Origin of the sequence: Dyella amyloliquefaciens, assembly GCF_004296575.1 — a bacterium.
Lineage (GTDB): Bacteria > Pseudomonadota > Gammaproteobacteria > Xanthomonadales > Rhodanobacteraceae > Dyella > Dyella amyloliquefaciens.
Window position 1 is genome coordinate 467,528 of sequence record NZ_SAYT01000002.1, and the last position, 23,360, is coordinate 490,887.

At 64.1% G+C, this 23,360-nt stretch carries 22 protein-coding genes and 1 tRNA gene; 3 read left to right on the forward strand and 20 right to left on the reverse strand.

Annotation, left to right across the window (positions count from 1 at the left end; translation table 11 throughout):
* Nucleotides 1-25: 25 nt before the first annotated feature.
* Nucleotides 26-1,405: a histidine--tRNA ligase gene (gene hisS, locus EPB08_RS06640; RefSeq protein ID WP_130618277.1), complete on the reverse strand. Its 1,380-nt coding sequence runs from the start codon at nt 1,403-1,405 to the stop codon at nt 26-28.
* A gap of 199 nt (nt 1,406-1,604) precedes the next feature.
* On the opposite strand from hisS, the gene EPB08_RS06645 reads away from it, so the two are divergent.
* Nucleotides 1,605-1,681 (forward strand) — tRNA-Pro (locus tag EPB08_RS06645).
* A gap of 98 nt (nt 1,682-1,779) precedes the next feature.
* Here EPB08_RS06645 and EPB08_RS06650 read toward each other — a convergent pair.
* Nucleotides 1,780-2,253, reverse strand: a complete 474-nt coding sequence (locus EPB08_RS06650; protein ID WP_130618278.1) for an Lrp/AsnC family transcriptional regulator — start codon at nt 2,251-2,253, stop codon at nt 1,780-1,782.
* A gap of 155 nt (nt 2,254-2,408) precedes the next feature.
* Here EPB08_RS06650 and ald point away from each other — a divergent pair, with 155 nt between their 5' ends.
* Entirely contained in the window at nt 2,409-3,527 is a 1,119-nt protein-coding gene (gene ald, locus EPB08_RS06655) for an alanine dehydrogenase (RefSeq protein ID WP_130618279.1), read from the forward strand.
* Between the two features lie 157 nt (nt 3,528-3,684).
* Here the strand turns inward: ald and EPB08_RS06660 are convergent, their stop codons facing one another.
* The 17 genes from EPB08_RS06660 to EPB08_RS06740 form a co-directional block, all read right to left on the reverse strand.
* Nucleotides 3,685-4,434 (reverse strand): VOC family protein, encoded by a 750-nt coding sequence (locus tag EPB08_RS06660; protein WP_130618280.1) that lies wholly within the window; start codon nt 4,432-4,434, stop codon nt 3,685-3,687.
* 88 nt (nt 4,435-4,522) lie between these two features.
* Nucleotides 4,523-5,332 carry a ferritin-like domain-containing protein gene (locus EPB08_RS06665; protein ID WP_130618281.1) on the reverse strand — a complete coding sequence of 270 codons (810 nt, stop codon included), beginning with the start codon at nt 5,330-5,332 and terminating at the stop codon, nt 4,523-4,525.
* Nucleotides 5,333-5,450: 118 nt separating this feature from the next.
* Nucleotides 5,451-6,926, reverse strand: coding sequence for an amidophosphoribosyltransferase (purF, locus tag EPB08_RS06670; RefSeq protein ID WP_130618282.1), 1,476 nt, complete (start codon nt 6,924-6,926; stop codon nt 5,451-5,453).
* A gap of 16 nt (nt 6,927-6,942) precedes the next feature.
* Nucleotides 6,943-7,548 (reverse strand): CvpA family protein, encoded by a 606-nt coding sequence (locus tag EPB08_RS06675; RefSeq protein WP_130618283.1) that lies wholly within the window; start codon nt 7,546-7,548, stop codon nt 6,943-6,945.
* 27 nt (nt 7,549-7,575) lie between these two features.
* On the reverse strand, nt 7,576-8,640 hold the full coding sequence (locus EPB08_RS06680) for an SPOR domain-containing protein (protein WP_130618284.1): 1,065 nt from the start codon (nt 8,638-8,640) through the stop codon (nt 7,576-7,578).
* A gap of 61 nt (nt 8,641-8,701) precedes the next feature.
* Entirely contained in the window at nt 8,702-9,997 is a 1,296-nt protein-coding gene (gene folC, locus EPB08_RS06685; protein ID WP_130618285.1) for a bifunctional tetrahydrofolate synthase/dihydrofolate synthase, read from the reverse strand.
* Nucleotides 9,998-10,015: 18 nt separating this feature from the next.
* Nucleotides 10,016-10,612 carry a GNAT family N-acetyltransferase gene (locus tag EPB08_RS06690; protein WP_130618286.1) on the reverse strand — a complete coding sequence of 199 codons (597 nt, stop codon included), beginning with the start codon at nt 10,610-10,612 and terminating at the stop codon, nt 10,016-10,018.
* Between the two features lie 3 nt (nt 10,613-10,615).
* Nucleotides 10,616-11,023 carry a ketosteroid isomerase-related protein gene (locus EPB08_RS06695; RefSeq protein WP_130618287.1) on the reverse strand — a complete coding sequence of 136 codons (408 nt, stop codon included), beginning with the start codon at nt 11,021-11,023 and terminating at the stop codon, nt 10,616-10,618.
* Nucleotides 11,024-11,169: 146 nt separating this feature from the next.
* Nucleotides 11,170-11,328: a hypothetical protein gene (locus EPB08_RS21030; RefSeq protein ID WP_165418425.1), complete on the reverse strand. Its 159-nt coding sequence runs from the start codon at nt 11,326-11,328 to the stop codon at nt 11,170-11,172.
* 98 nt (nt 11,329-11,426) lie between these two features.
* A complete protein-coding gene (locus EPB08_RS06700) occupies nt 11,427-13,856 on the reverse strand; it encodes a heavy metal translocating P-type ATPase (RefSeq protein WP_130618637.1) in 2,430 nt (809 codons plus the stop codon).
* 2 nt (nt 13,857-13,858) lie between these two features.
* Nucleotides 13,859-14,284, reverse strand: a complete 426-nt coding sequence (locus EPB08_RS06705; RefSeq protein ID WP_130618288.1) for a MerR family DNA-binding protein — start codon at nt 14,282-14,284, stop codon at nt 13,859-13,861.
* Between the two features lie 441 nt (nt 14,285-14,725).
* Nucleotides 14,726-15,834 (reverse strand): IS3 family transposase gene (locus tag EPB08_RS06710; RefSeq protein WP_130618289.1). Its coding sequence is split into 2 segments (ribosomal slippage): nt 14,726-15,582 and nt 15,582-15,834, totalling 1,110 coding nucleotides; the frame shifts between segments, so codons are not numbered across the junction.
* 402 nt (nt 15,835-16,236) lie between these two features.
* Nucleotides 16,237-17,625 (reverse strand): ankyrin repeat domain-containing protein, encoded by a 1,389-nt coding sequence (locus EPB08_RS06715; RefSeq protein WP_165418427.1) that lies wholly within the window; start codon nt 17,623-17,625, stop codon nt 16,237-16,239.
* 143 nt (nt 17,626-17,768) lie between these two features.
* On the reverse strand, nt 17,769-19,022 hold the full coding sequence (locus tag EPB08_RS06720) for an NHL domain-containing protein (RefSeq protein WP_165418428.1): 1,254 nt from the start codon (nt 19,020-19,022) through the stop codon (nt 17,769-17,771).
* A 375-nt stretch (nt 19,023-19,397) separates the two neighbouring features.
* Nucleotides 19,398-19,634: a helix-turn-helix domain-containing protein gene (locus tag EPB08_RS06725; protein ID WP_229238238.1), complete on the reverse strand. Its 237-nt coding sequence runs from the start codon at nt 19,632-19,634 to the stop codon at nt 19,398-19,400.
* Nucleotides 19,635-20,035: 401 nt separating this feature from the next.
* A complete protein-coding gene (locus EPB08_RS06735) occupies nt 20,036-20,404 on the reverse strand; it encodes a helix-turn-helix domain-containing protein (RefSeq protein ID WP_130618292.1) in 369 nt (122 codons plus the stop codon).
* Nucleotides 20,401-20,703: a type II toxin-antitoxin system HigB family toxin gene (locus EPB08_RS06740; protein ID WP_130618293.1), complete on the reverse strand. Its 303-nt coding sequence runs from the start codon at nt 20,701-20,703 to the stop codon at nt 20,401-20,403. Before EPB08_RS06740 ends, EPB08_RS06735 begins: the two co-directional genes overlap by 4 nt.
* A gap of 348 nt (nt 20,704-21,051) precedes the next feature.
* On the opposite strand from EPB08_RS06740, the gene EPB08_RS06745 reads away from it, so the two are divergent.
* Nucleotides 21,052-22,251: an amidohydrolase family protein gene (locus EPB08_RS06745; RefSeq protein WP_130618294.1), complete on the forward strand. Its 1,200-nt coding sequence runs from the start codon at nt 21,052-21,054 to the stop codon at nt 22,249-22,251.
* Nucleotides 22,252-22,385: 134 nt separating this feature from the next.
* Here the strand turns inward: EPB08_RS06745 and EPB08_RS06750 are convergent, their stop codons facing one another.
* Nucleotides 22,386-23,255 carry a LysR family transcriptional regulator gene (locus EPB08_RS06750; RefSeq protein ID WP_229238239.1) on the reverse strand — a complete coding sequence of 290 codons (870 nt, stop codon included), beginning with the start codon at nt 23,253-23,255 and terminating at the stop codon, nt 22,386-22,388.
* Nucleotides 23,256-23,360 lie beyond the last annotated feature (105 nt).

Genomic DNA, 23,360 nt, shown 5'->3' on the forward strand with positions numbered 1-23,360 from the left:
GCGGCCCTGCTTCAGGCGCGACGGATCAGCGGCCGACTTCGGCCTGCGCCAGTTCCACGCGCAGCGACTTGATCAGGTCAACGCGCGACACTTCGAACTGGTCTTCGCGACGCAGGTCCTTCACGGTGACCACGCCCTTGACGATCTCGTCTTCGCCGAGCACGATCACGAAGCGGATGCCCGCGCGGTCGGCGTACTTGAACTGCTTGCCGAGCTTGCCGCCTTCCAGCACCACCTCGGTGGCAATGCCTGCCGAACGAAGTTCGTTGGCGAGCGCCAGGTACGCCGGCATCTGCGCCGCGTCCATCTGCGTCACCAGCACATCGACCGTGCTCTGGCCGGTGGCAATCAGGCCGGCATCACGCAGCTGCCAGTAAAGGCGCGTGAGGCCAATGGAAATACCCACGCCCGGCAGCTTCGACTTGGTGTACTGGCTGGCCAGGTTTTCGTAGCGGCCACCCGAGCAGATCGAACCGATCTGCGGATGATCATTGAGCGTGGTCTCGTAGACGGTGCCCGTGTAGTAGTCCAGGCCACGCGCGATCGACAGGTTCATCACGAAGTGCGATTCCGGCACGCCGAAGTCGCGGATCAGGCCCAGCACTTCCTTCAGTTCCGCACGACCCTGCTCCATCGATTCCGGGCCGGGGCCCAGCGCATCTAGCTTGTCGAACGCATCCTGCAGCGAGGTGGAGCGGACCTGCACGAAGTCGAGGATCTTCTGCGCCACCTCGGCACTCAGGCCGAACTGCTCGCCGGTGAGCGTGTCGCGCACGTAGTCGGCGCCGCGCTTGTCCAGCTTGTCCACTTCGCGCAGCACCAGCGTCTGCTGCTCGCCGTCGATGATGCCCAGGCTCTCGAAGAAGCCGCGCATCAGCTTGCGGTTGTTGAGCTGGATGGTGAACGCGCCGATGTTCAATTCGCGGAACACGCTGTAGATCACCGCGGGCAACTCGGCGTCGTAACGAACCGACAGGCTGTCCTTGCCGATCACGTCGATGTCGCACTGGTAGAACTCGCGGAAGCGGCCGCGCTGGGCGCGCTCGCCGCGGTACACGCGCTGCATCTGGTAGCGGCGGAACGGGAACGACAGATCGTGCTCGTGCTCAGCCACGTAGCGGGCCAGCGGCACGGTGAGATCGAAGCGCAGCGCCAGCTCGGGCACGCCCTCCTTTTCGGCATTCAAGGTGCCGGTGGACTGCACGAAATAGACCTGGCGCTCGGTCTCGCCACCGGTCTTGGTCAGCAGCACATCCGAATACTCCATCACCGGCGTTTCCACCGGCAGGAAGCCAAAGCGCTCATAGTTGCGGCGGATCACGTCAAGCATGCGCTGGAACGCGATCTGGTCGAGCGGCAACAGCTCGAGTACGCCGGGCATCGTGCGGGCCTGGGTAAGCGCCATGGAATCCTCTGCTTAAGCGTTGAGAAATGCGCCGGCCGCCGCCGCATGGCAGCAGCTCCGACGTAGCCGCATAGGTTAGCAGAACCCCCTCCGTCCCCTGCCGAAGAGATGCAGGAATACGCTCGTGCAACTTCGTGAAGAATTTTTTTCACAAAGTGTTGCCAAGATCCGGGGGTGTCATTAAGATACGCGGCTCCCACGGGGTGTAGCTCAGCCTGGTAGAGCGCTACGTTCGGGACGTAGAAGTCGCATGTTCGAATCATGTCACCCCGACCAAAAATTCGAGATCAGAAGGCCCTGAAAACGCGAGTTTTCAGGGCCTTCTTCTTTTTCCGTCTCCCGTAAGTTCGCAGCATGGCGCGGCGATACGCGCATCACATCGGCAATGCGGTGGTCTTCTTCACCGTGCGCAGCGCCAGCGTGGACTGCACGCGCACCACGCCCGGCAACTGGGTGAGGATCTCGGTGTGGATGCGCTCGAAATCGGCCGAGTCGGCGTACACCACGCGCACCATGTAGTCGGCAGCGCCGGCCAGCAAACAGCACTCGGTGACTTCCGGATGGTGCTGGATCGCGGCCTCGAACGCGTCCAGCGCGGCTCGCCCCTGCTGGTCCAGCGTGACCAGCACGAAGGCGGTGCCCGGCAGGCCCGCAGCCTTCTCGTCGACCAGCATCACATAGCGCGAAATCAGTCCCCGCTCCTCCAGCAGCTTCACCCGTCGCAGACACGCCGAGGGGGACAAATTGATCTGTTGTGCGAGCTCCAGGTTGGTCAGGCGCCCGTCCTGCTGGAGCAACCGGAGGATCGCCCGGTCGCGGTCGTCGAGGCCTTGCTCCAGGCTTGGCATTTCATTTCACCAAATGATCGAATCGCCGCCAATTATTCCATGAGCGAGCGGTTCATGCCGCAAAATTCGCGATAAATTGCTTGATGTCTCAATCATACTGCGCACCATCCGCCAGCCGGCGGAATCCCGACCTTCTTTAGCGAGAGACAGACGCCATGCGCATCGGTGTGCCCAAAGAAATCAAGAACCACGAGTACCGCGTGGGCCTCATCCCGTCCTCCGTGCAGGAGCTGGTGCACAACGGCCACCAGGTGCTGGTGCAGGCCGGTGCCGGCCTGGGCGCGGGCATCACCGATGCTGACTACGTCGCGGCGGGCGCGACCATCATCGATGGCGCGGACCAGATCTTTGCCGAAGCGGACATGATCGTGAAGGTGAAGGAGCCGCTGGCGGTGGAGCGCAAGAAGCTCCGCAAGGGCCAGATCCTGTTCACCTACCTGCACCTGGCCCCGGACCTGGAGCAGACCCGCGACCTGATCGACTCGGGCGCAATCTGCATCGCCTACGAGACGGTGACCTCGCCGAACGGCTCGCTGCCGCTGCTGACGCCGATGTCCGAAGTGGCTGGTCGTCTGGCCCCGCAGGTCGGCGCGCACTCGCTGGAAAAGGCCCAGGGCGGCCGCGGCGTGCTGCTCGGCGGCGTGCCGGGCGTGCCGGCCGCTGAAGTGGTGATCCTGGGTGGCGGCGTGTCCGGCACCCACGCGGCGACCATCGCCGTGGGCATGGGCGCCAAGGTGACCGTGGTCGATCGTTCGGCTGATGCGCTGAAGCGTCTGGCCGCCCAGTTTGGCACGGCTATCTCCACCGTGTTCTCCACCCGCGCCGCCATCGAAGAGCTGGTGCGTCGCGCCGACCTGCTGATCGGCACCGTGCTGGTGCCGGGCGCCGCCGCGCCGAAGCTGGTAACGCACGACATGGTGCGCACCATGAAGCCGGGCTCGGTGATCGTGGACGTCGCCATCGACCAGGGCGGTTGCGTGGAAACCTCGCACGCCACCACCCACTCCGACCCGACCTACGTGGTGGACGGCGTGGTGCACTACTGCGTGGCCAACATGCCGGGCGCCGTGGCCCGCACCTCCACCTTCGCGCTGAACAGCGTAACCCTGCCCTTCACCCTCGCACTGGCCAACCAGGGCTGGAAGAAGGCACTGGCGAACGACGTGCACCTGCGCAACGGCCTGAACGTGAGCGAAGGCCAGGTGACCTGCGAGCCGGTGGCCCAGGCTCACAACCTGCCGTACGTGAAGGCGGAAACCGCCATCGGCCTGTAAGCCCCTCGCGTTTGACGAATGAAAAAGCCGGCCCAGTGCCGGCTTTTTCATGCTTGTCTGCAGGAGCGCACCCAGTGCGCGACCGGCCTCGCACGAAGGTCAGGCTGTCGCGAGGTGAATCGCGCACTGGGTGCGCTCCTACAAAAGAGCTGCAGGGTTACTGGCGTTCCGGCAGGAATACGGCGAACAGCGCGCCTTGCGGGTCGAGCAGCATCGCGTAGCGGCCGATGCCCGGGATGTTTTCCGGCGCGGTGGCGACCTCCGCACGCAATGTCTCGGCCTTGTGCGCGGCGGCATCGACATCGGTGACCAGCACATAGGGCAACCACAGCGACGGGCCGGCGCCGCCGGGATTGCGCACCAGTCCACCGCGGGCGTGGTCGCCGCTCTTCAGCACGTAATAGGTTTCCTCGCCGGCCGGCATCGAGTCATGCTCGAGGCCGAACAAGCTCTCATAGAAGCGCAGCGCCTTCTCGTCATCAGTGGCATGCAGCTCGTGCCAGCACCAATGCCCGGGCGGCACGGGGGCGTCCGGCGCGTCGTCCGTACTGCTGCGCCAGATCGAGAACATCGCCCCGGTAGGATCAAGCAGCGTCGCGCCACGCCCGGCCGGCGAGAAATCCGTCGGCACCATGCAAGGCGAGGCGCCTGCCACCAGGGCTTCGGAAAAACTGCGATCGACATCGGGCACGCTCAGATAGATGCCCCAGTTGGCATGCTCGCCCGGCTGCGCCTGGCGATAGCCACCGATACCCTGACCTGCGTTCATGATGATCTGGTACGGCTGTCCGCCCACGTCCATCGAGGCCACGTCCCATCCCAGCAGAGCCGAGTAGAAGCGCGTCGCCTCGGCGGGATCGGCGCTGGCGTGCTCGACCCAGACAAGCTTTCCGGACAACGTCTTCATGGATTGGCCTTGGCGCCGAGGAAAGCCCGCAGGCTACTCCGCGTAACATGATGGAGAAGTCGCGGAGCGCAAGCGGCGCCCGCCCTGCTCAGCTCTGCAGCGCCAGCGCGGTCAGGCGGTCCAGTTCTTCGTGGTCGAAACCCGCCTCGAGGCGGGCCGGACGGTTGAACGGACCGCGCAGGTTGCGGCCCATATAGTCACGCAGCAGGTCAAGGAACGTTTTGCGCGGATCCAGGCCATCGCGCTCGCAGCAGTAGCGGAACCAGCGCGTGCCCGCCGCCACGTGCGCCACTTCTTCGCGCAGGATGATTTCGAGTATCGCCACCGTGCGATCGTCGCCCACGGAAAGCAGGCGCTCGATCATGCCCGGCGTGACGTCGAGTCCACGCGCTTCCAGCACGCGCGGCACCAGCGCCATCCGCGCGGTGTCGTGGTGCGCGGTCTTCTCGGCCATTTCCCACAAGCCGTTGTGCGCGTCGAAGTCGCCGTAGGCGTGATCAAGTTCGGCAAGTCGCCCGGACAGCATGGCGAAATGGCGCGCCTCGTCGTGCGCACAGCTCGCCCAGTCGCGGTAGTACTCCAGCGGCTTGCCGCGGAAGCGGTACACCGCATCCCAGGCAAGGTTGATCGCATTGAATTCGATGTGCGCTACGGCGTGCACCAGCGCGACACGGCCTTCCGGCGTACCCAGTCCGCGTTGCGGCACCTGGCGTTGCGGTACCAGCTGCGGTCGTTCCGGTCGACCGGGCGGACCGATCGGTTCGGGCGCGGGCGACGAGAGATCAGGGCGCAGCTCGCCGGCGAGGAAGGCCTCCCACACGGCATGCGTCAGACGCAGCTTCTCCGCCGGATCGGTGGCGTCGAGGCAACGCTTGGCGGCGGCGTGGAGGTCAGTCATGGCGCGAACATGCTCTTCTGTAGGAGCGCACCCAGTGCGCGATGGCCTTACGGGGCGGACACACCGCAGCGCGGCGATCGCGCACTGGGTGCGCTCCTACAGAGTTTGCATCGTGACGTTAAGCGCTGCGGCGCGCTGCCTTGGCGTCATCCGAGCGCAGCATCTCGATCTGCTGCAGGTACTGCTGGTCGAGGCCGGTGACGTACTCGCCCGAGAAGCACGAGGTATCGAACTGCTTCAGCGTCTCGTTGCCATCCTGCACCGCCCACACCAGGTCCTGGAGATCCTGGTAGATCAGCCAGTCGGCGCCGAGCACCTTCTCCACTTCCTTCTCGGTGTGGCCCGCGGCCACCAGCTCCGAGGCGGCCGGCATGTCGATGCCGTACACGTTCGGGTAGCGCACCGGCGGTGCGGCGGAGGCGAAGAACACGTTCCTGGCGCCGGCGTCGCGGGCCATCTGGATGATCTGGCGCGAGGTCGTGCCACGCACGATGGAGTCGTCCACCAGCAGCACATTCTTCTTGCGGAACTCCAGCTCCACCGGATTGAGCTTGCGGCGCACAGATTTCACGCGCTCGCCCTGCCCCGGCATGATGAAGGTGCGGCCGATGTAGCGGTTCTTGACGAAGCCTTCGCGGAACGGCACGCCGAGCGCCTCGGCCAGCGCGGAGGCCGCGGTACGTGCGGTGTCGGGGATCGGGATCACCGCTTCGATGCCGTGGTCCGGGCGCTCGCGCAGGATCTTCTCGGCCAGTTTCTGGCCCATGCGCAGACGCGCCTTGTACACCGACACGTTCTCGATCATCGAGTCCGGGCGGGCCAGGTAGACGTATTCGAAGATGCACGGCGCATGCACCGCGCCTTCGGCGCAGTGGCGGGAGAACAGCTGGCCGTCATTGGTGATGAACACCGCTTCGCCCGGCTCCACGTCGCGCAGGCGCTTGAAGCCCAGGATGTCCAGCGCCACCGATTCCGAGGCGACCGCGTATTCGCGGCCTTCCGAGGTGATGCGCTCGCCCAGCACCAGCGGGCGGATGCCGTTCGGATCACGGAACGCCAACAGGCCATAGCCCAGCACCAGCGCGAGGCAGGCGTAACCGCCACGCGCGCGCTGATGCACGCCGGCGACGGCCTTGAAGATGTGGTCCGGCGTCAGCGCCATGCGGCCCTGGATCTGCAGCTCGTGCGCCAGCACGTTGAGCAGCACTTCGGAGTCCGAATCGGTGTTGATGTGGCGGCGATCGTCCTCGAACATCTCGCGGCGCAGCGCCTCGGTGTTCACCAGGTTGCCGTTGTGCGCGAACGCGATGCCGTAAGGCGAGTTCACGTAGAACGGCTGTGCCTCGGAGGAACCTTCCGAGCCGGCCGTGGGATAGCGGCAGTGGCCCAGGCCGATGCGTCCGCGCAGGCCACTCATGGCGCTCTGGCTGAACACGTCGCGCACCAGTCCATTGCCCTTGTGCAGGCGCAGGCGGGCTCCATCCACGGTGGCGATACCGGCAGCGTCCTGGCCGCGGTGCTGCAATACGGTCAGACCGTCATAGAGTGACGCGGCGACCTCGCTGGTGCCGACGATGCCGATGATTCCGCACATGGTTGAAAGCCTGTAATTAGTGAGTCGTTGCCGGAGCGGTCGTGGTGGCGGCCGCCGGATGGGTATCGTGCCCGGTCGCTGGTGAAGCGCCCGGAACTCCCGCCGGCAAGGCGGGCAAATGGTCAAGCAAGGCCGGGGGATTGAGGTAGTGGCGGACACTGTCCGGCACGCGCTCGCCCAGCCACGCAGCCATTCCCTTGAACTGCGGCAATAACGCCGATTCGTTCCACCACGGGTCGCGTACGAACGCGGTAAACCCGAGCAGGAACACCGCGAGCGTCACCAGCAGCACGCCGCGGACAAACCCAAACACCATGCCCAGCAAGCGATCGGTACCGGACAAGCCGGTGCCTTCAATCAGCTTGCTGACCAGGAAGCGCAACAGCGCTCCGGCAATCAGCACGGCGAGAAAGCAGATGCCGTAACCCACCAGGATCCGCGCCGACGGCAACTGGATGCTGTGTTCGAAGTGCCCAGCCACGCTGGGACCGAACGTCCACGCCACCCAGAACGCCGCGACCCAGATCGCCAGCGCCAATACTTCGGAAATGAGGCCACGCCACAGCCCGATCAAGACCGAGACGGCGAGTACCGCGAGGATGATGTAGTCGGCCCAGTTCACCGGGTCAGCTTCTCGGTGGATTCAGGTTCAGGGAGCGCTGACGACGTTGCCGTCCACGCCCATCTTGGTCTTGATCTGGTCACGAATCCGCACCGCATCGGCACGCTGGGTCTGCGGACCGGCGCGCACGCGCCACAGCTGCTTGCCGCTCGCATTCACCGTGTCCACATAACCGTCGAAACCGTTGGCGCGCAGCTTGTCGCGCAGCGCATTGGCGTCGTTCTGGCTGCCCATGGCGGCGATCTGCACGGCCCAGCCACCGGGCTTGGAGGCACTGGCGCCAGCCGGAGCGGCGCTCGAGGTCGCGCTGGCCGCCTTGGCGACCGGGGCGGGATCGTCCTGCGCCGGCGTGCTGGCACTGCTTTCGAGGTGGGCCGGCGCGCCTGGAATGGTCTGGGTGATCTTCAGGCGAGCCGCTTCGGCCGCGGCGCGCGAGTCGAACGGACCGGCGGTCACCAGGGTCAGCTGCTTGCCGCCCTGGCTGATGCTGCGGCCGGAGGCGGGATAGCCCAGGCCACGCACGCGCTGGATCAGGCTCTGCGCACTGGCGCTGGACGCATACGCGCTGAGATTGAGCGAATACTGGCCATGCGCGGCAGTGGCGGGAGCCATGGCAGGAGCTGCTGCCGACGTAGCGGCAGCCATGGGCGCCGTCGTCTTGGCCGGTGCCGCGGTGGTGTCGGCCTTGCCCTGCACCGGGATCACCGGCTGCGAAGCGCTCGAGCCCGGACGGGTCACCGTGGTCGGCTCCGGCTTCTGGCCGGCGGTGGGATCGGTTTCCACGTCCTTGGGACGGTTGGAGCCGATGTTCACCGTGGCGAGCTGGTCGGACGAGCCCACCGGCGCGGCGGTCGGAGCGGGCGTCGGGGTCTGCACGGCCGGTTTGGGAGCGGCCGACGACGACGCGGCCGGCGCAGCGCCGGGCGTCAGGCTCATGGTCTTGGTCTGCAGGTCACGATCGGGCGCCGGCGGAATCGCCAGGCTGACCGATTCGTCGCCACTCGTGCTGGGCGGGTTGCTGGAAAAGAACATCGGCACGATGAGCACCAGCAACGCAATAAGTACGGCAGCGCCCAGCAGACGTGTTTTCAAGACAGGCTCCAAACGACAGGGGTGCGGGAACGGGCGCGATTATACCTGCCCCGCTCGCGGTTCAGGCCGAATCCGACCCTTTCGATTCAGCAAGCACTGCCGAGGCAACGAAGAACGAGCCGAATGCGAGCACGCGATCGCCGGCCGTGGCGCTGGTGCGCGCCGCTGCCAACGCCGAACGCACGTCGCCGTGCAGGTCGTAGCGCGCGTCGGGCAATGCCAGCAGCAACTGATCCAGCAGCACGCTGGAAGGCAGGCCGCGCGGCGTGTCCTGCTCAAGCCCGGCGAGATGCCAGTGATCGATGCGCGGACCCAGTGCGCGGATCACGCCGCCCACGTCCTTGTCAGACAACGCGCCGTACACGGCATGCACGTGCCCACCGGGCCGCGCGTCCAGCCATTCGGCCAGCGCGCGGGCCGCCTGCGGGTTGTGGCCGACATCCACCACCAGTGCCGGATCGCCTCCCAGCGACTGCAGACGGGCAGCCACATGTACGGTCTGCAGGCCCGTGGAAGCCGCCTTGCCGAGATCGATGGCCGCGACGTACTCGTCCGTCACCTGCAGCGCATGGAGGGCGGCAATGGCGGCGGCGGCGTTCGCGTACTGCACCGGTGCGGCGAGCACCGGATCGGGTAACGCCAGCCCGGTACCGTCCGCATGCTGCCAGCGCCAGCCACCGTCGACGGCGCGCTCGGATGAAAAGTCCCGGCCTGCCCGTTGCACCGACGCGCCGATCCGCTGGAGCGCATCGAGCAGACCCTGCGGCGGTTCGGCCTCACCCACGATGGCAGGCCGGCCCTCGCGGGCGATACCGGCTTTCTCGCCGCCGATGCTGTCGCGATCAGGGCCGAGCCAGTCCATGTGGTCCAGGTCGACGGTGGTGATGATGGCGACATCGGCGTCGATGATGTTCACCGCGTCCAGGCGTCCGCCCAGGCCCACTTCCAGCACGGCCACATCCAGGTTCGCGCGGGCGAACAGGTCCAGCGCGGCAAGCGTGCCGAATTCGAAGTAGGTCAGCGGGATCTCGCCACGCGCCGCCTCGATGCGCTCGAAGCTGGTGATCAGCGCCTCTTCGGAGGCGTCCGCGCCGTCGATGCGCACCCGTTCGCGATAGTGCAGCAGGTGGGGCGAGGTATAGCAGCCCACGCGCTGGCCCGCCGCGGCAAGCATGCTTTCCAGCAACGCCACGGTGGAACCCTTGCCGTTGGTGCCGCCGACAGTGATCACCCGGCGAGCCGGTGCGGGGGCGCCCATGGCCTGCCAGACGGCACGCACGCGATCGAGCCCCAGCTCGATGCTGCGCACGTTCACGCGTTCCTGGTAGGCCAGCCATTCGTCGAGGGTGCGGGTCATGCGGAGGATGTCGTCAGGTCAGGCGTTGAGGGAGTGCAGCCAGAAGCGCAGGCGATGGGCAGTGGACTCGACCGCGTCGATCTCGGTCCAGTCCAGGGTGCAGAACATGTCGTCCTGGCGCTGATAACCACGCTTGCGCCAGAACTCGTCATTGGTGCGGTGATCGCGGGGGCGGCGCGGATCGTTCGGCGCGCGCTCCACCGAGCAGAAGGCAGTCCAGCGGAAACCACCCTGGCGCCGCGCATGCGATTCGCGTAGATCGAAAAAGCGATGACCGATGCCCTGCCCCCGGTACTTGGGCAGCAACACCGACTCGCCGAAATAGAACACCTCGCCGAGCAGCATCCCGCGCTCCACGAAGGGTTGCTGGATGGCCGCCACCTCGTCCACCAGCGGAATACCGGTGGAGCAACCGACCACCTCGTCGCCATCGAGCGCAATCACGAACACGCTGCGCCGTGAGCGCGCGTAGGCTTCCAGGTAACGGTGCTCGTACGACATGTCGCCGTCGTACAGGTACGGATAGTCGCGAAACACCTGGATGCGCAGTCGTGCCAGCGCGTCCAGATACGGACGTATCCCCGGGCCCATGCTGGTGATGACGCGCACGCTCATCGCTCAGGCGCCTGTCACCTGGGCGATCCAGTCCTGCAGGTTGTAGTAGTTGCTGACGCGGGCAATGCGGCCGTCGCGGATCTCGAAGAACGCGCCGCCCGGCAACACGTAGCGCTGGCCGTGGGCCGGCGGCAGGCCTTCGTCGTCGGCGAGGTATTCGCCATGCACGACGTATTCGGCGGCGACCCGGCTGCCATCGGCGTTGGCCATCACCACGATGTCGCGCAACTGCTCGCGGTAGCACCGGTTCATGCGCGCAAGAAAACCGCGAAAGGTATCCAGCCCCGTCTCGCGATGCCCCTGGTTGATGTCGTGCGCCACGTCGTCGGCCAGATAGGCCAGCATGGCCTCCCAGTCGGCGCGGTTGAAGGCCTCGTAGTAACTCTCGATGAGGGCAACGCTGGTCGGCATGGCGGCATCTTGCGGGGACGGGAGCCACACAGCTTAAAGCATGGGTGCCCGAGGCGCAGTGCCGCTCGCGCGAACGTAGCGTTGCTTTTCCGTGTCATTCCGGCAAACGCCGGATCCAGGCGTTCGTCGGAATGGCTAAAGCGCGATCAGAAATGGATACCGCTGGCCCGCAGCGCCCAGTACATGCCAAACGCGGTCCAGAACATTTTCTTCAGCGCGCGGCCGGCAAGCAGCGCGACCAGCAGGCCCAGCAGCAGCGGCATGTGCTTTTCCAGCGTGCTGCGGGTGTCGTTGATGATGTTCATGTGATGCCCCTCCCGCACCCCTATGGTGCAGGAGTCATCTTCCGGATCGCGCTGCCGGTCCGGCAGGGCTGGCCGTCAATCATCGTGGGTGACAATCATCACAACGGCGTCCGCCGCAGGCGCAATGCGTTGCCCACCACCGACACCGACGAGAGGCTCATCGCCAGCGCAGCGACCATCGGCGACAGCATCACGCCCAGCAGCGGATACAGCAGCCCCGCCGCCAGCGGCACGCCCACGGCGTTGTAGACGAAGGCGAAGAACAGGTTCTGGCGGATGTTGCGCACGGTCGCCTGCGACAGCGCGCGGGCACGCACAATGGCCGTCAGCTCGCCCTTCACCAGGGTGACCTGGGCGCTTTCCATGGCGATGTCGGTGCCGCTGCCCATGGCGATGCCGACGTCGGCCACGGCGAGCGCCGGCGCATCATTGATCCCGTCGCCCGCCATCGCCACGCGATGACCTTCCGCGCGCAAGGAACGAATCACGGCGGCCTTGTCGGCCGGCGAGACGTCGGCATGTACCTCATCGATGCCGAGCGAACCGGCGACCGCCTTCGCCGTGGTGACGTTGTCGCCAGTCAGCATCACGATGCGCAGGCCCGCCGCGTGCAGGTCGCGGATCGCCTGCGGCGTGCTCGCCTTGACGCGATCGGCCACGGCAAGCAGGCCCGCCAGCACGCCGTCGACCACGATGAACATCACGGTGGCGCCTTCAGCGCGCATCGCATCGGCACGCGCCAACGCCGACTCGTCGGCAGCAACGCCGATATTCGCCAGCATCTGGCGGTTGCCGAGCGCTACGGGATGCCCCTGTACCGAGCCTTCCACGCCAGCCCCCGTGACCGTGCGGAAATCCTCCACGTCAGGCACCGGGATGCCTCGCGACAGTGCGCCGTCGACGATAGCGCGCGCCAGCGGATGTTCGCTGGGCTTTTCCAGCGCGGCGGCGAGCGCCAGCAACTGGTCGAACGGATACGTGCCGAGACTCACCACGTCCTTCAGGGTGGGCTTGCCTTCGGTGAGCGTGCCGGTCTTGTCCACCACCAGCGTGTCGATGTCGCGCAACGATTCGATCGCTGCAGCGTCGCGGAACAGCACGCCGTTCTGCGCGGCACGGCCACTGGCGACCATGATGGAAATGGGCGTCGCGAGACCCAATGCGCAAGGGCACGCAATGATCAGCACCGACACGCCGGCGATCAGCGCATAGGCCAGCTTCGGGTCGGGCCCCAGCCACGCCCACAGCACGAAGGCCAACGCAGCCACCGCGACCACCGTGGGCACGAACCATGCCGCCACACGATCGGCCACCCGCTGCAGCGGCGCCTTGCTGCGCTGCGCTTGTGCCACCAGCGTGACGATCTGGGCCAGCATGGTTTCCGCGCCGACTTTTTCGGCGCGCATCAACAAGGCGCCGTCCTGGTTGAGCGTGCCGCCGGTGAGTTGATCGTCACGCCCCTTGGCGACGGGCAACGGCTCGCCGGTAAGCATGGATTCGTCCACGTGACTGCGGCCGTCGAGCACGATGCCATCCACCGGCACCTTTTCACCGGGACGCACGCGCAGCGTATCGCCACGGTGCACGTCGTCCAGCGGCACATCGCGTTCGCTGCCATTGGCGTCTACGCGACGCGCGGTCTTGGGAGCGAGTCCGAGCAATCCCTTCAGTGCGGCACTGGTGCGCCGACGCGCGCGCAACTCGAGGAAGTCACCGAGCGTAACCAGGGTAACGATGACGGCAGCTGACTCGAAGTACACGCCCACGCGACCGTGCATGTCGCGGAAGCCCTCCGGGAACAGACCCGGCGCCAGGAACGCCACCGCGCTGTAAGCCCACGCCACGCCCGTACCTAGCGCGATCAGCGTGTACATATTGGGCGACCACGGCTTGAGCGAACGCCAACCGCGCGCGAAGAAAGGCGCACCGCCCCACACCACCACGAGCGTGGCGAGCACGGCTTCGGACCATGCGGCCACAACATCCCACGGCGACGGCCAATGCCAACCAAGCAGGTGCGACCCCATCGCCAGCACGAACACCGGCAGGGTCAGAACGGCCAGCGTCCAGAACCGGCGCGACATCGCCCGCAGCTCATGCCCATCGTCCTCGTCGAGGCTGGGCATCATCGGTTCCAGCGCCATGCCGCATTTCGGGCAATGGCCGGGCCCTATCTGCTGCACTTCCGGATGCATCGGGCAGGTATAGATCGCGCCGGCCAGCGCGGGCGAAGGCGCCAACTGCGGCTCAAGGTAGCGCTGCGGATCGGCCTGGAACTTTTCCTTGCAGCGCTGGGCGCAGAAGTAATAGGTGTGCCCGTCGTGTTCCAGGTGATGAGCGGCCTTGTGCGGGTCCACGTTCATGCCGCAAACGGGGTCCTTCACCGTATGCGCCGCGTGATCGTGGTGACTGCCGTGGTCATGGTGATGATGTGCGTGCTCCGTCTCCGTAGCAGCGCCACCGCAGCAGGACTTCGCAACCGGCGCAGGCTCAACTTCCTTGGCGCTGCAACAGGCGTGCTTCTCCATGCTCATGCCTCGTCCTCCTGATCGGCCAACGCGCGCAGGATCGGGCATTGCTCGGGCGAGCCATGGCCCGGGCAGGCGTCGATGAGTTGTTCCAGTCCGTCGCGGACGCGGGTGAGCTCGGCGATGCGCTCGTCGATCGAAGCCAGGCGCTCTTGCGCGCGCTTCTTCACCGCCTTCACGCCGCGCTGGCGGTCCGCGGAGAGCGCCAGCAGGTCGCGGATTTCCTCCAGCGTGAAGCCAAGGTCCTTTGCGCGCCGGATGAAGCGCAACTGCCGCACCGCACCTTCGTCATAGCTGCGATAGCCCGACGCGCGCCGCAGGGGTTCCGGCAGCAGGCCTTCGCGCTCGTAATAGCGGATGGTGTCGATCGCCACGCCGACGCGCTTGGCGACGGCACCAATGGTCATGGGGGTCTGGGGAGTGTTCATGGGACAAGTCTAGACCTTTGATCAAGGTCTAGAGTCAAGCCCGTTCTTTCACTTGCCCGTTTGCCGACAGTCCTAAACCCTGTCCCTGGCGTCCCTATCCCTGGCACCGGCCCATAGCGATGGCACTGGTAGGCGCCCGAACAGGCAACCGTACGGTAAAGATGGTTGACGTGGTGGGAACGTCAGCATTGGGTCGGAAGCGGACGCAAGTGTTTGTCATTACACCGACAATTTAGACATCCGGTTTACGTGCGCGTGAGGATCCCGCGATCGAAAACACAAAGATCGACGTCCCCCCGCCTTCAGTAGCGGAGCGAATTGGAGTCCGGGAGGCTGTTGACCTGACCCACCCCCGATTCCTAGGCCAACGCTCGGTAGAGAATCCGAGCTGTTGACCCACCCCCGATTCCTAGGCCAACGCTCGGTAGAGAATCCGAGCTGTTACGGCGCCTGTGAATTCGCTTGGGACCCGTATTCTCGGGCGAATTCGGCAGGGGTTTTCCATGCCAGTGCAGAGTGGGGGCGATCCTCGTTATAGAAGCGCCGCCATGCTGCGATTTTGCTCCGTGCATCCTCCAGCGACAAGAACCAGTGCTCGTTCAAGCACTCCTGCCGAAGCCGTCCATTGAAACTTTCTACCAACGCGTTGTCGGTCGGCGTACCGCGCCGGGAGAAGTCCAACTCCACGCCATTCTCGTAGGCCCAGCGATCCATCACCTTCCCGGCGAACTCGCTTCCGTTGTCCACCTTGATCGCCGCAGGCTTGCCACGTTGGGCCACCAGCCGGGCCATGGCCTCCGCCACATGCTCGCCACGCAGTGACTGATCCACCACGATGTCCAGGCACTCGTGGGTGAAGTGATCCACCACCGTCAACGAGCGGAACCGGCGCCCATCGAACAACGCGTCACTGACAAAGTCCATGCCCCACAGTTCGTTCGGAATCGTGGCGACCATCTTGGGTTGGCGTCGGCGCGCACTGCGACTTCGACGCGGACGGCAATGCCGAAGCGACAGGCCTTCCAGCTTGTAAAGCCGGTGCACGCGTTTGTGATTGTCCCTCCAGCCCTCGCGCCGCAGCATCACAAAAACCCGCTCGCATCCGTAATGGACTCGGCTCAGCGCGATCTCCCGCATTCGCATACGGATCGCACTGCAATCACGCGCTTTCGCCCGATACGCGAATGACGATCGCGACATCGACATCACTCTCAAGGAGCGCCGCTCGCTCACCCCAAACCGCTCCTGCAATCGGCCTACCCAGGCGCGCTTCTGGATAGGCCTCAGAGCTTTTTTGTGACCACCTCCTGGAGCATGGCCTTGTCCAGGCTCAGGTCGGCTACCAGCTGCTTGAGCTTGCGGTTCTCCTCTTCGAGAACGCGTAGCCGCTTGAGCTCCGACGGGCCCAAGCCACCATACTTCTTCCGCCACACGTAGAACGTCGCCTCAGCGATCCCCATCTTCCGGCAGACTTCTCCCACCGCCGTCCCGAGCTCCACTTGCTTGAGCGCGTAGGCGATCTGCTCCTCCGTAAATCGCGACTTCTTCACTGCCTGACTCCTCGTTGACTACGGGGCCCATGCTGGCGAAGTCTCTACTTTACGATGGCTCAGTTTTCCGGGGGTGGGTCAACGTCACTGGCCCCAGAAACGATCCAGCCCTTCTTGTCGGCGCGAGCTAAGCTCTCTGATCTCCGCAACTCGTACTGCGGCCGCCAGCGAGGCCAAAGACTGGCACTCCTCGGTGCTGATTCTGAAACGATATTTCATGGGTGGAGATATCTTTCCGTGAAGTCATAAAACACTGCGAAAAGCCTATGGTTCAAAGATTGGAAGGCCTTGTCACCAGCCAAATAGCTCACGAACGCCAGCACCGTTGCAAATAGACATCAGCTTGCCCAACTAGACCAGCCTACATGCCGCTCCCATATAGCTGCCCGGGAAGTCTCTGCCCTATTCGGTCGGGGCTGAGCCACTCGCCAAGATTTCCGTCAGCCGGCCGTGGTTCGTTGAGTGCGCGCCAAGCTTGGCACCACGCGCTTGCATTTGACGAATGAACTCAATGCGCTCGCCGTCTTGGAGGTCCACGAGGCCATCAACAGCTGCATCGAGCGCCGTAGTGCCGCCATGATCCACACAATTGACGTTGGCCCCATGATCCAATGCAAACGAAATGGCTTGATTGGTCGCGCGCGGGTCCAAGAGAAGCTGCATCAAGATATTTCGCCCATGGCTATCAGGCGCATTGATGTCGGCACCCCGGGCAAGCAATAGCGAGGCGGTCGAAGGGTTATCCTGGTTCAGAGCCACGGCCAGCGGCGTCCAGCCCGAACTGTCGCGCGTATTGACATCGATTCCTGCGTCAAGCAATACAGTCAATTCGTCTTCATGACTACCGATGGATCGATCGGCCGCAAGCTGATGAAGCACGGTGTCCCCTCCCTGCCTGCAATCGCCTACGAGGGCGCCGTGCGCGAGCAACCACTTCACACTGTCGATCGCTTGTGCTTCCACGGCGCCGCGCAAAAGGGGGCAGGCAATTGTCAACGGGGTGTCGCACTTAGGCCCGCTAGACTCTGATTCACACCATGGACTGGGTGCGCCGACCGCGAGTCCTGATTTCAGTACAAGATCCATGAAATCTGGGCGGTTAGCTTTCGCGGCGGATTGATACGCCGCCACCTGATCGATCGCGCTCGCATGGGCTAGTAGCTTCTGCCATGCGACCAAGTCGCCGATCTTGGCGGTGTGAAAGTAGATATCCCTCGAACAAAGACCGTCCTCGCGACACCATGCCAAGGCGGCAGGACGCATCTCGCACTGATCGAGGATGTTCACACACGTCGGTGTCGCCGCTGATCCCGCTGTCAGCCAGCTACTAGGTTGGCCGCCCACAGCGGCAATCTGCGCATCTAGTATCCGGGGCGCTCCGGCACTGATGGCGAGCTCGGCCCAATATTCGCCTTCATCTTGCGCTGACGGCCAGCGCTGCTGCGATGCGTTTGGCATGAACGCGCACCGATGATCGCAACGCTCGACCGCCACGCTAAACGCCTTGAGATCGTCAGCCTCCAGCGTGTGCATTACCGCTTCTCGCTGACGTTCGTGCGAGGCCTCAATGCGGCCGTCAAACCAGTCAGGCAGAGGACCCAGCACGACGGCTACAATGAGCATGGCGGCCCATTGAGGTACGGCCAGCACACCGATGATGATCCATGCACGACGATTGCGCCCGTGATTAAGCCAGTGCTTGTATCGTTGCGTGGCTATGACATCCGCGGCGATCAGAGCGGCAAAAAGGACCATGCCGAGTGCGCCGATGCCTACGATCCACGGCAGCACTAGAAATGCACCTACATTTCCGTCCCGCACACCGGAGCCACCTACACCCTCCAAACTTATGTATACGCCGAACAGCCACAGAGCCGCCAAAGCTATCGTGGGTGTGAGGAGCAGCCATAAGACGCCCTTCGCGCGAGGAGCCCTCATCGATCCACCCTCTGCTCTGCTGCATCGCCGCTATAACCTTCCACCCCGCTGCCAGCGACGGTTCCGATTACCCCCGTCCCCGCCACGATTTGGCGAATTCGGTGATTTCCGGTGTCAGCGATATAGATGTTTCCGGATTGATCAATCGCCACGTTGCCCGTTGGAATATTCAGCCGCGCAGACTTCGCTGGCCCGCCATCGCCACGGTGTCCCGCCCAGCCCGTCCCCGCGATGGTTGTGATGATGCCGGTCTGCGCATCCACCTTGCGGATGCAGTGGTTGAAGGTGTCGGTGATATACAGTTGGCCACTGTGATCGACCGCTATACCTCGTGGCGAGTTGAGCTGGGCGTTTACCGCGGGGCCGCCATCGCCGCGATACCCTGGCTGACCGTTACCAGCGACGACTGTCGCCATACCCGTGGCCGCCGCAACTTTGATGACGCGATGCCCCCCATCTTGGGCGATGTACAAATTGCCTGTTTGATCGACAGCGATGCCCGACGGACCGCTGACCTCGATGTCGAGCGCCGCGCCTTCGTATTTTCGGCACCGTGCTAATTCTACCCCCGCCGTGCCGTGTTCCCGGCAATATTCTTCGTAGCTGCCATACAGATGGCCTGCGCCATCGCTGAAGACGCCAGTACCATTGCCAGCCACGGTTCGGATAACGTGAGTGTGCGCATCGACTTTGCGAACACGATTGTTGGCCGTGTCGGCGACATAGATATTGCCGTCGACATCCACTGCGACCGATTCAGGGCTATCCAATCGAGCCTGTGTCGACTCCACTCCCTCACCGAGAAACCCGCCCCCACCGAAACCCGAGCCAGCAACGGTGCCGATGATACCGGTCCGCGCATCGACCATTTGGACGCGATTCCCTTCCGCCTCGACGATATAGAGATTGTCGGCACCATCAATAGCCACACCGTAGGGCTGCTGAAGGCTAGCTTTGAGTGCCGTGGTGCTGCCTCCGTCGTGGGCATCGACGCCATCCCCCGCCACGGTGCGGATGCCGCCTGTCCGCCGGTCCACTTTGCGGATACGGTGATTGACCATGTCCGCGATAATCAGGTCGCCCGCGCCGTTGACGGCAACGCCGGTTGGCGAGCTAAGGTTCGCCGCAAGTGCCGCCGTGGGGATTTGAGACCTGTCCACTGCATGTTGCGGATGGCTTAATGCGACGACTATCACGAGCCCCACGCCTAGTAACGCGATCCTCGACAACTTCGGAAGGCCCAATCTCATAGGTGCTACCCCTTTTACCAGGCAGTCCATACGCCCACGTAAAGGTAAGCATGACCGAATTGCCATCCGCATAGGATCGGATGAGTCCGAAATGTTCTTGTACGGACCGGACACATGGAACGCTAATCAGCGACTGTTGCGCCGTCGTTTTTCCAGATTGTCGGAAGAGGTGCTGCTAGCCCTTGCTACCGATCAAGTTGCTGGCATGCGACGTCGCAAATGCCCACTACGCCGCGAAAAAGGGCCGCCCGAAAAAGGGCCGGAGGTAGTTAAACGGTCACCCCGCCCGAAAAAGGGCCCCCGAAAAAGTGCCGGAGGTAGTTAAACGGTCACCCCGTCGGCGCCCAGCGTGCTGGAAGGTTTCTTGGCCATGCGTCAGGCGCCGATGAGGCTTTCGAGCGGGATGTCGAGGTTCTTGTGCAGGTTACGCACCATCTCCATGGTGAGGCCGCGCTTGCGGTTGAGCACTTCGTAGACGCGATTGGGTTTGCCAATGGACGGCACGAGATCCTTGGGCGTGAGGCCTTGCTGCTCCATGCGGAACTTGATGGCCTCGATGGGATCGGCAGCCTCGATCGTGAAGTGCTTGGCTTCGTAGCTTTCGATGACCACCCGAAAAAGGGCCGGAGGTAGTTAAACGGTCACCCCGTCGGCGCCCAGCGTGCTGGAAGGTTTCTTGTCCATGCGTCAGGCGCCGATGAGGCTTTCGAGCGGGATGTCGAGGTTCTTGTGCAGGTTACGCACCATCTCCATGGTGAGGCCNCGCTTGCGGTTGAGCACTTCGTAGACGCGATTGGGTTTGCCAATGGACGGCACGAGATCTTTGGGCGTGAGGCCTTGCTGCTCCATGCGGAACTTGATGGCCTCGATGGGATCGGCAGCCTCGATCGTGAAGTGCTTGGCTTCGTAGCTTTCGATGACCAGGGTGAGAATTTCACCCGAAAAAGGGCCGGAGGTAGTTAAACGGTCACCCCGTCGGCGCCCAGCGTGCTGGAAGGTTTCTTGTCCATGCGTCAGGCGCCGATGAGGCTTTCGAGCGGGATGTCGAGGTTCTTGTGCAGGTTACGCACCATCTCCATGGTGAGGCCACGCTTGCGGTTGAGCACTTCGTAGACGCGATTGGGTTTGCCAATGGACGGCACGAGATCTTTGGGCGTGAGGCCTTGCTGCTCCATGCGGAACTTGATGGCCTCGATGGGATCGGCAGCCTCGATCGTGAAGTGCTTGGCTTCGTAGCTTTCGATGACCAGGGTGAGAATTTCGAAGCGATCGCCTTCGGCGGAGCCGGGCTCCGGTTCGTTGTCGAAATAGGCAGATACTTCGCGCAGGGCGTCCTCGTAATCCTTTTTGCTGCGAATGGGGCGGATGGCTTGCATTGTCATAGATCCTCCACGGTCGCCGCGTCGACCTTGTCGTACTCGGCATGAGTGCCAATGAACTTGATGTAGACCGCCTGGAAACGGTACGCGACGGCGACAATCAGGCGGTAGCTGTTGCCTTTGATGTTGAAGACGACGCGATTCTTGCCGACGAAGCTGGCGCTGGCGTAGAGATCCTTGATGTCCTGAGGGCCGCTCCAGGATGCTGCCTTTGCTTCGTCATACCAGGCCTTCAGCGGTTGCTCCGCATCTGCATGGCGTTCCCAGAAAGCCCTTAGCGTTCCAATCGCAATAACTTTCATGGGGACACCATAGTCCCAGATTGGGACTAATGCAATCCCAAATTGGGACTAGGCACGGGCCATTCAGGTTTCGGGCCAAAAAGGGCCGGAGCTGGTCAAACGATCACATGCAACTGAGGCTTCATCTGTCGCCCCCTTTTCTCGTTCTCCGTAACCGCCCCAGCGCCGCCCATGCAGCGACTCGTGCACAGGCACGAAGCAGATGTATTCACATATCAAATAGATCATATCTGATCATTTAATTTGCGAATGGACGGTTCTCGCCATAAGGTGTCGCCATTCCTTCTCATGACCGCGTCACGGCGTCACGCCGCGCTCCCCTGGTCATGACAGCCATGGGACTACGCCATGTTTGATCGTGTGTTCGAGAATGCCGTGGACATCCACGGCAACAAGCTGCGCCTGGCCGTGAAAGACGGCCGTTTTTCCGAGGTCGGACTGGATGACCTTGCCACTGCCTCCCATGAGGTCGTCGATCTGGGCGGCCGCCTGGTGATGCCCGGGTTCGTCGATGGCCATATCCATCTGGACAAGAGCTTCGTCGGCGACGTCTGGCGGCCGCATGTCGAGGCGCAGTCGTTGCGCGAGCGGCTGGCCGCCGAGAAGGCGCTGCTCGCGCGGTCGCGCCCGATGGCGGAGCGCGCGGATGCGCTCATTGCACAGGCGGCCGCGTTCGGTACCGTCGCGATGCGTTGCCATGTCGATGTGGACGCCACCACGGGCCTGTCCCATCTGCACGCGGTGATGGAAGCCCGCAGCAAGTGGCGTGATTCGATCGAAATCGAGATCGTGGCCTTCCCGCAGGCCGGCGTGATGTCCTGTCCGGGGACGGCGGACATCCTCGACGCGGCGATGCGCGAAGGCGCCACCGTCATCGGCGGCATCGACCCGACCACGTTCGACGGTGATGCCGATGGCCAGCTGGATGTCGTGTTCGGCATTGCGGGGAAGCACGCCTCCAAGGTCGACATTCACCTGCACGAGCCGGGCCTGCAAGGCATCGACCAGCTGCAGCGCATCGCCGAACGCACGCGCGTGCTCGGCATGAACGGACGTGTCGCGGTCAGTCATGCGTATGCGCTTGGCGAAGTACCGATGGATGTGGTGGATCGCATCGCCCCGGTGTTGGCTGATGCTGGCGTCGCCATCATGACCAACGCCCCGGGTGACCGTCCCTTCCCTCCCGTTCTCCGCCTGCGTGACGCCGGCGTCCATGTATTCGCCGGCAACGACAATATTCGCGACGCATGGTGGCCCTACGGCAACGGCGACATGCTCCAGCGCGCGAACCTGATCGGCTACCGCTCGGGCTTCTACACGGACGAGGACCTGCTCGTCGCATTCGACATGGCCACCGAGGCGGGTGCGAAGGTGCTCGGCAAGCGCGACTATGGCCTGCACCCCGGCAACGAAGCGAGCTTCCTCGTGATCGACGCGCCGAACGGGGCCGCCGCCGTGGCCGGTGTACCCAACGACCGCACCATCGTGCGACGTGGCGAGTTCTGGAAAAACGGCGATGCCCTGTCCATGGTGACTCGCCCAAGCTGACGCCGTGGGTGCGGTATCGATGCTGCAGGCGGATTCCTCAATAACCGCGTTGGGCGGACGCGCAACCGTCGTGACTGGCGTGAACCTCCACGCCGGTTGCGCGTCGGCCGACATCCCGGCGACGCCCTCCCCGGCTATTTCCTGTCGCGGTCGAGCATGCGCCCCAGCTCACGCCCCAGCTCCTGCACGACAGGATCGGCCGTCGGCCGGTACAGGAGCGCGATATCCATGGTGTCGATGGCTGGAAAGCGTTGCTTGCGCGTGAGCACCGCGTGCTCCGCCGTGACGGCGCGCGCGGGCAACAGGCTGATGCCGAGGCCACCGGCTACGGCCGACTGGATGCCCGACAGGCTCGAACTGGTGAAGCTGATGCGCCAGCGCCGACCCATGCCCTCCACCACCTTGATCATCTCGTCGCGATAGAGCCCGCGAGGCGGAAACGCGACGAGGGGCACGGGATCGAGGGCGAACGCGGGACTCTTCGCGCTGTCGATCCAACGCATGCTCTCGGGCCAACGCGCGACGGCTTCGCGGCTGTTGCGCCGCTGCTTGATGAGTATGAGGTCCAGCTCACCGTGGTCGTAGCTGCCCGCCAGGTCGCGGCTCAGGCCGGTGGTGACTTCCAGCTTGACGCGTGGATGCTTGCGGTTGAACGCGGCAAGCAGTTGGGTGGTGCGGCCGGCCGCGAAGTCCTCCGGTACGCCGAGACGCACGGTCACGGCGACATCGGCGCCGGCCAGCGCATCCAGCAATTCGTCGTTGAGCGTGAGCATCCGTCGCGCGTACGCAAGCACCGTTTCGCCGGAGTCGGTCGGTCGCACGTCACCCTTGCCGCGCACCAGCAACTGGTGCCCGGCCATCTCTTCCAGGCGACGCACCTTCTGGCTCACCGTGGACTGGGTGGAATGCAGCCGCGCCGAGGCCGTCGTGAAGCTGCCGCAGTCCGCCACCGTGACCATCGCCCGCAGGAGATCGAGCTCGAACAAGGCTCTATTCGATTTCACACTGATAGCCATTCGAATATTTACCTACTAAATGGATGGCACGGTATCTAACATGGCCCGCCATGCCGGGCAATCGGCTGCGGACCTCGCAGACATCCCCATGGA

Excerpts from the sequence above, each read along its gene's own strand:
- ald (WP_130618279.1), top strand. The coding sequence starts at position 2,409 with ATGCGCATCGGTGTGCCCAAAGAAATCAAGAACCACGAGTACCGCGTG.
- EPB08_RS06720 (WP_165418428.1), bottom strand. The coding sequence starts at position 19,022 with ATGAGATTGGGCCTTCCGAAGTTGTCGAGGATCGCGTTACTAGGCGTG.
- EPB08_RS06665 (WP_130618281.1), bottom strand. The coding sequence starts at position 5,332 with ATGACTGACCTCCACGCCGCCGCCAAGCGTTGCCTCGACGCCACCGAT.
- EPB08_RS06695 (WP_130618287.1), bottom strand. The coding sequence starts at position 11,023 with ATGCCGACCAGCGTTGCCCTCATCGAGAGTTACTACGAGGCCTTCAAC.
- EPB08_RS06690 (WP_130618286.1), bottom strand. The coding sequence starts at position 10,612 with ATGAGCGTGCGCGTCATCACCAGCATGGGCCCGGGGATACGTCCGTAT.
- folC (WP_130618285.1), bottom strand. The coding sequence starts at position 9,997 with ATGACCCGCACCCTCGACGAATGGCTGGCCTACCAGGAACGCGTGAAC.
- EPB08_RS06735 (WP_130618292.1), bottom strand. The coding sequence starts at position 20,404 with ATGACAATGCAAGCCATCCGCCCCATTCGCAGCAAAAAGGATTACGAG.
- purF (WP_130618282.1), bottom strand. The coding sequence starts at position 6,926 with ATGTGCGGAATCATCGGCATCGTCGGCACCAGCGAGGTCGCCGCGTCA.
- EPB08_RS06650 (WP_130618278.1), bottom strand. The coding sequence starts at position 2,253 with ATGCCAAGCCTGGAGCAAGGCCTCGACGACCGCGACCGGGCGATCCTC.
- EPB08_RS06705 (WP_130618288.1), bottom strand. The coding sequence starts at position 14,284 with ATGAACACTCCCCAGACCCCCATGACCATTGGTGCCGTCGCCAAGCGC.
- EPB08_RS06740 (WP_130618293.1), bottom strand. The coding sequence starts at position 20,703 with ATGAAAGTTATTGCGATTGGAACGCTAAGGGCTTTCTGGGAACGCCAT.
- EPB08_RS21030 (WP_165418425.1), bottom strand. The coding sequence starts at position 11,328 with ATGAACATCATCAACGACACCCGCAGCACGCTGGAAAAGCACATGCCG.
- hisS (WP_130618277.1), bottom strand. The coding sequence starts at position 1,405 with ATGGCGCTTACCCAGGCCCGCACGATGCCCGGCGTACTCGAGCTGTTG.
- EPB08_RS06700 (WP_130618637.1), bottom strand. The coding sequence starts at position 13,856 with ATGGAGAAGCACGCCTGTTGCAGCGCCAAGGAAGTTGAGCCTGCGCCG.
- EPB08_RS06660 (WP_130618280.1), bottom strand. The coding sequence starts at position 4,434 with ATGAAGACGTTGTCCGGAAAGCTTGTCTGGGTCGAGCACGCCAGCGCC.
- EPB08_RS06745 (WP_130618294.1), top strand. The coding sequence starts at position 21,052 with ATGTTTGATCGTGTGTTCGAGAATGCCGTGGACATCCACGGCAACAAG.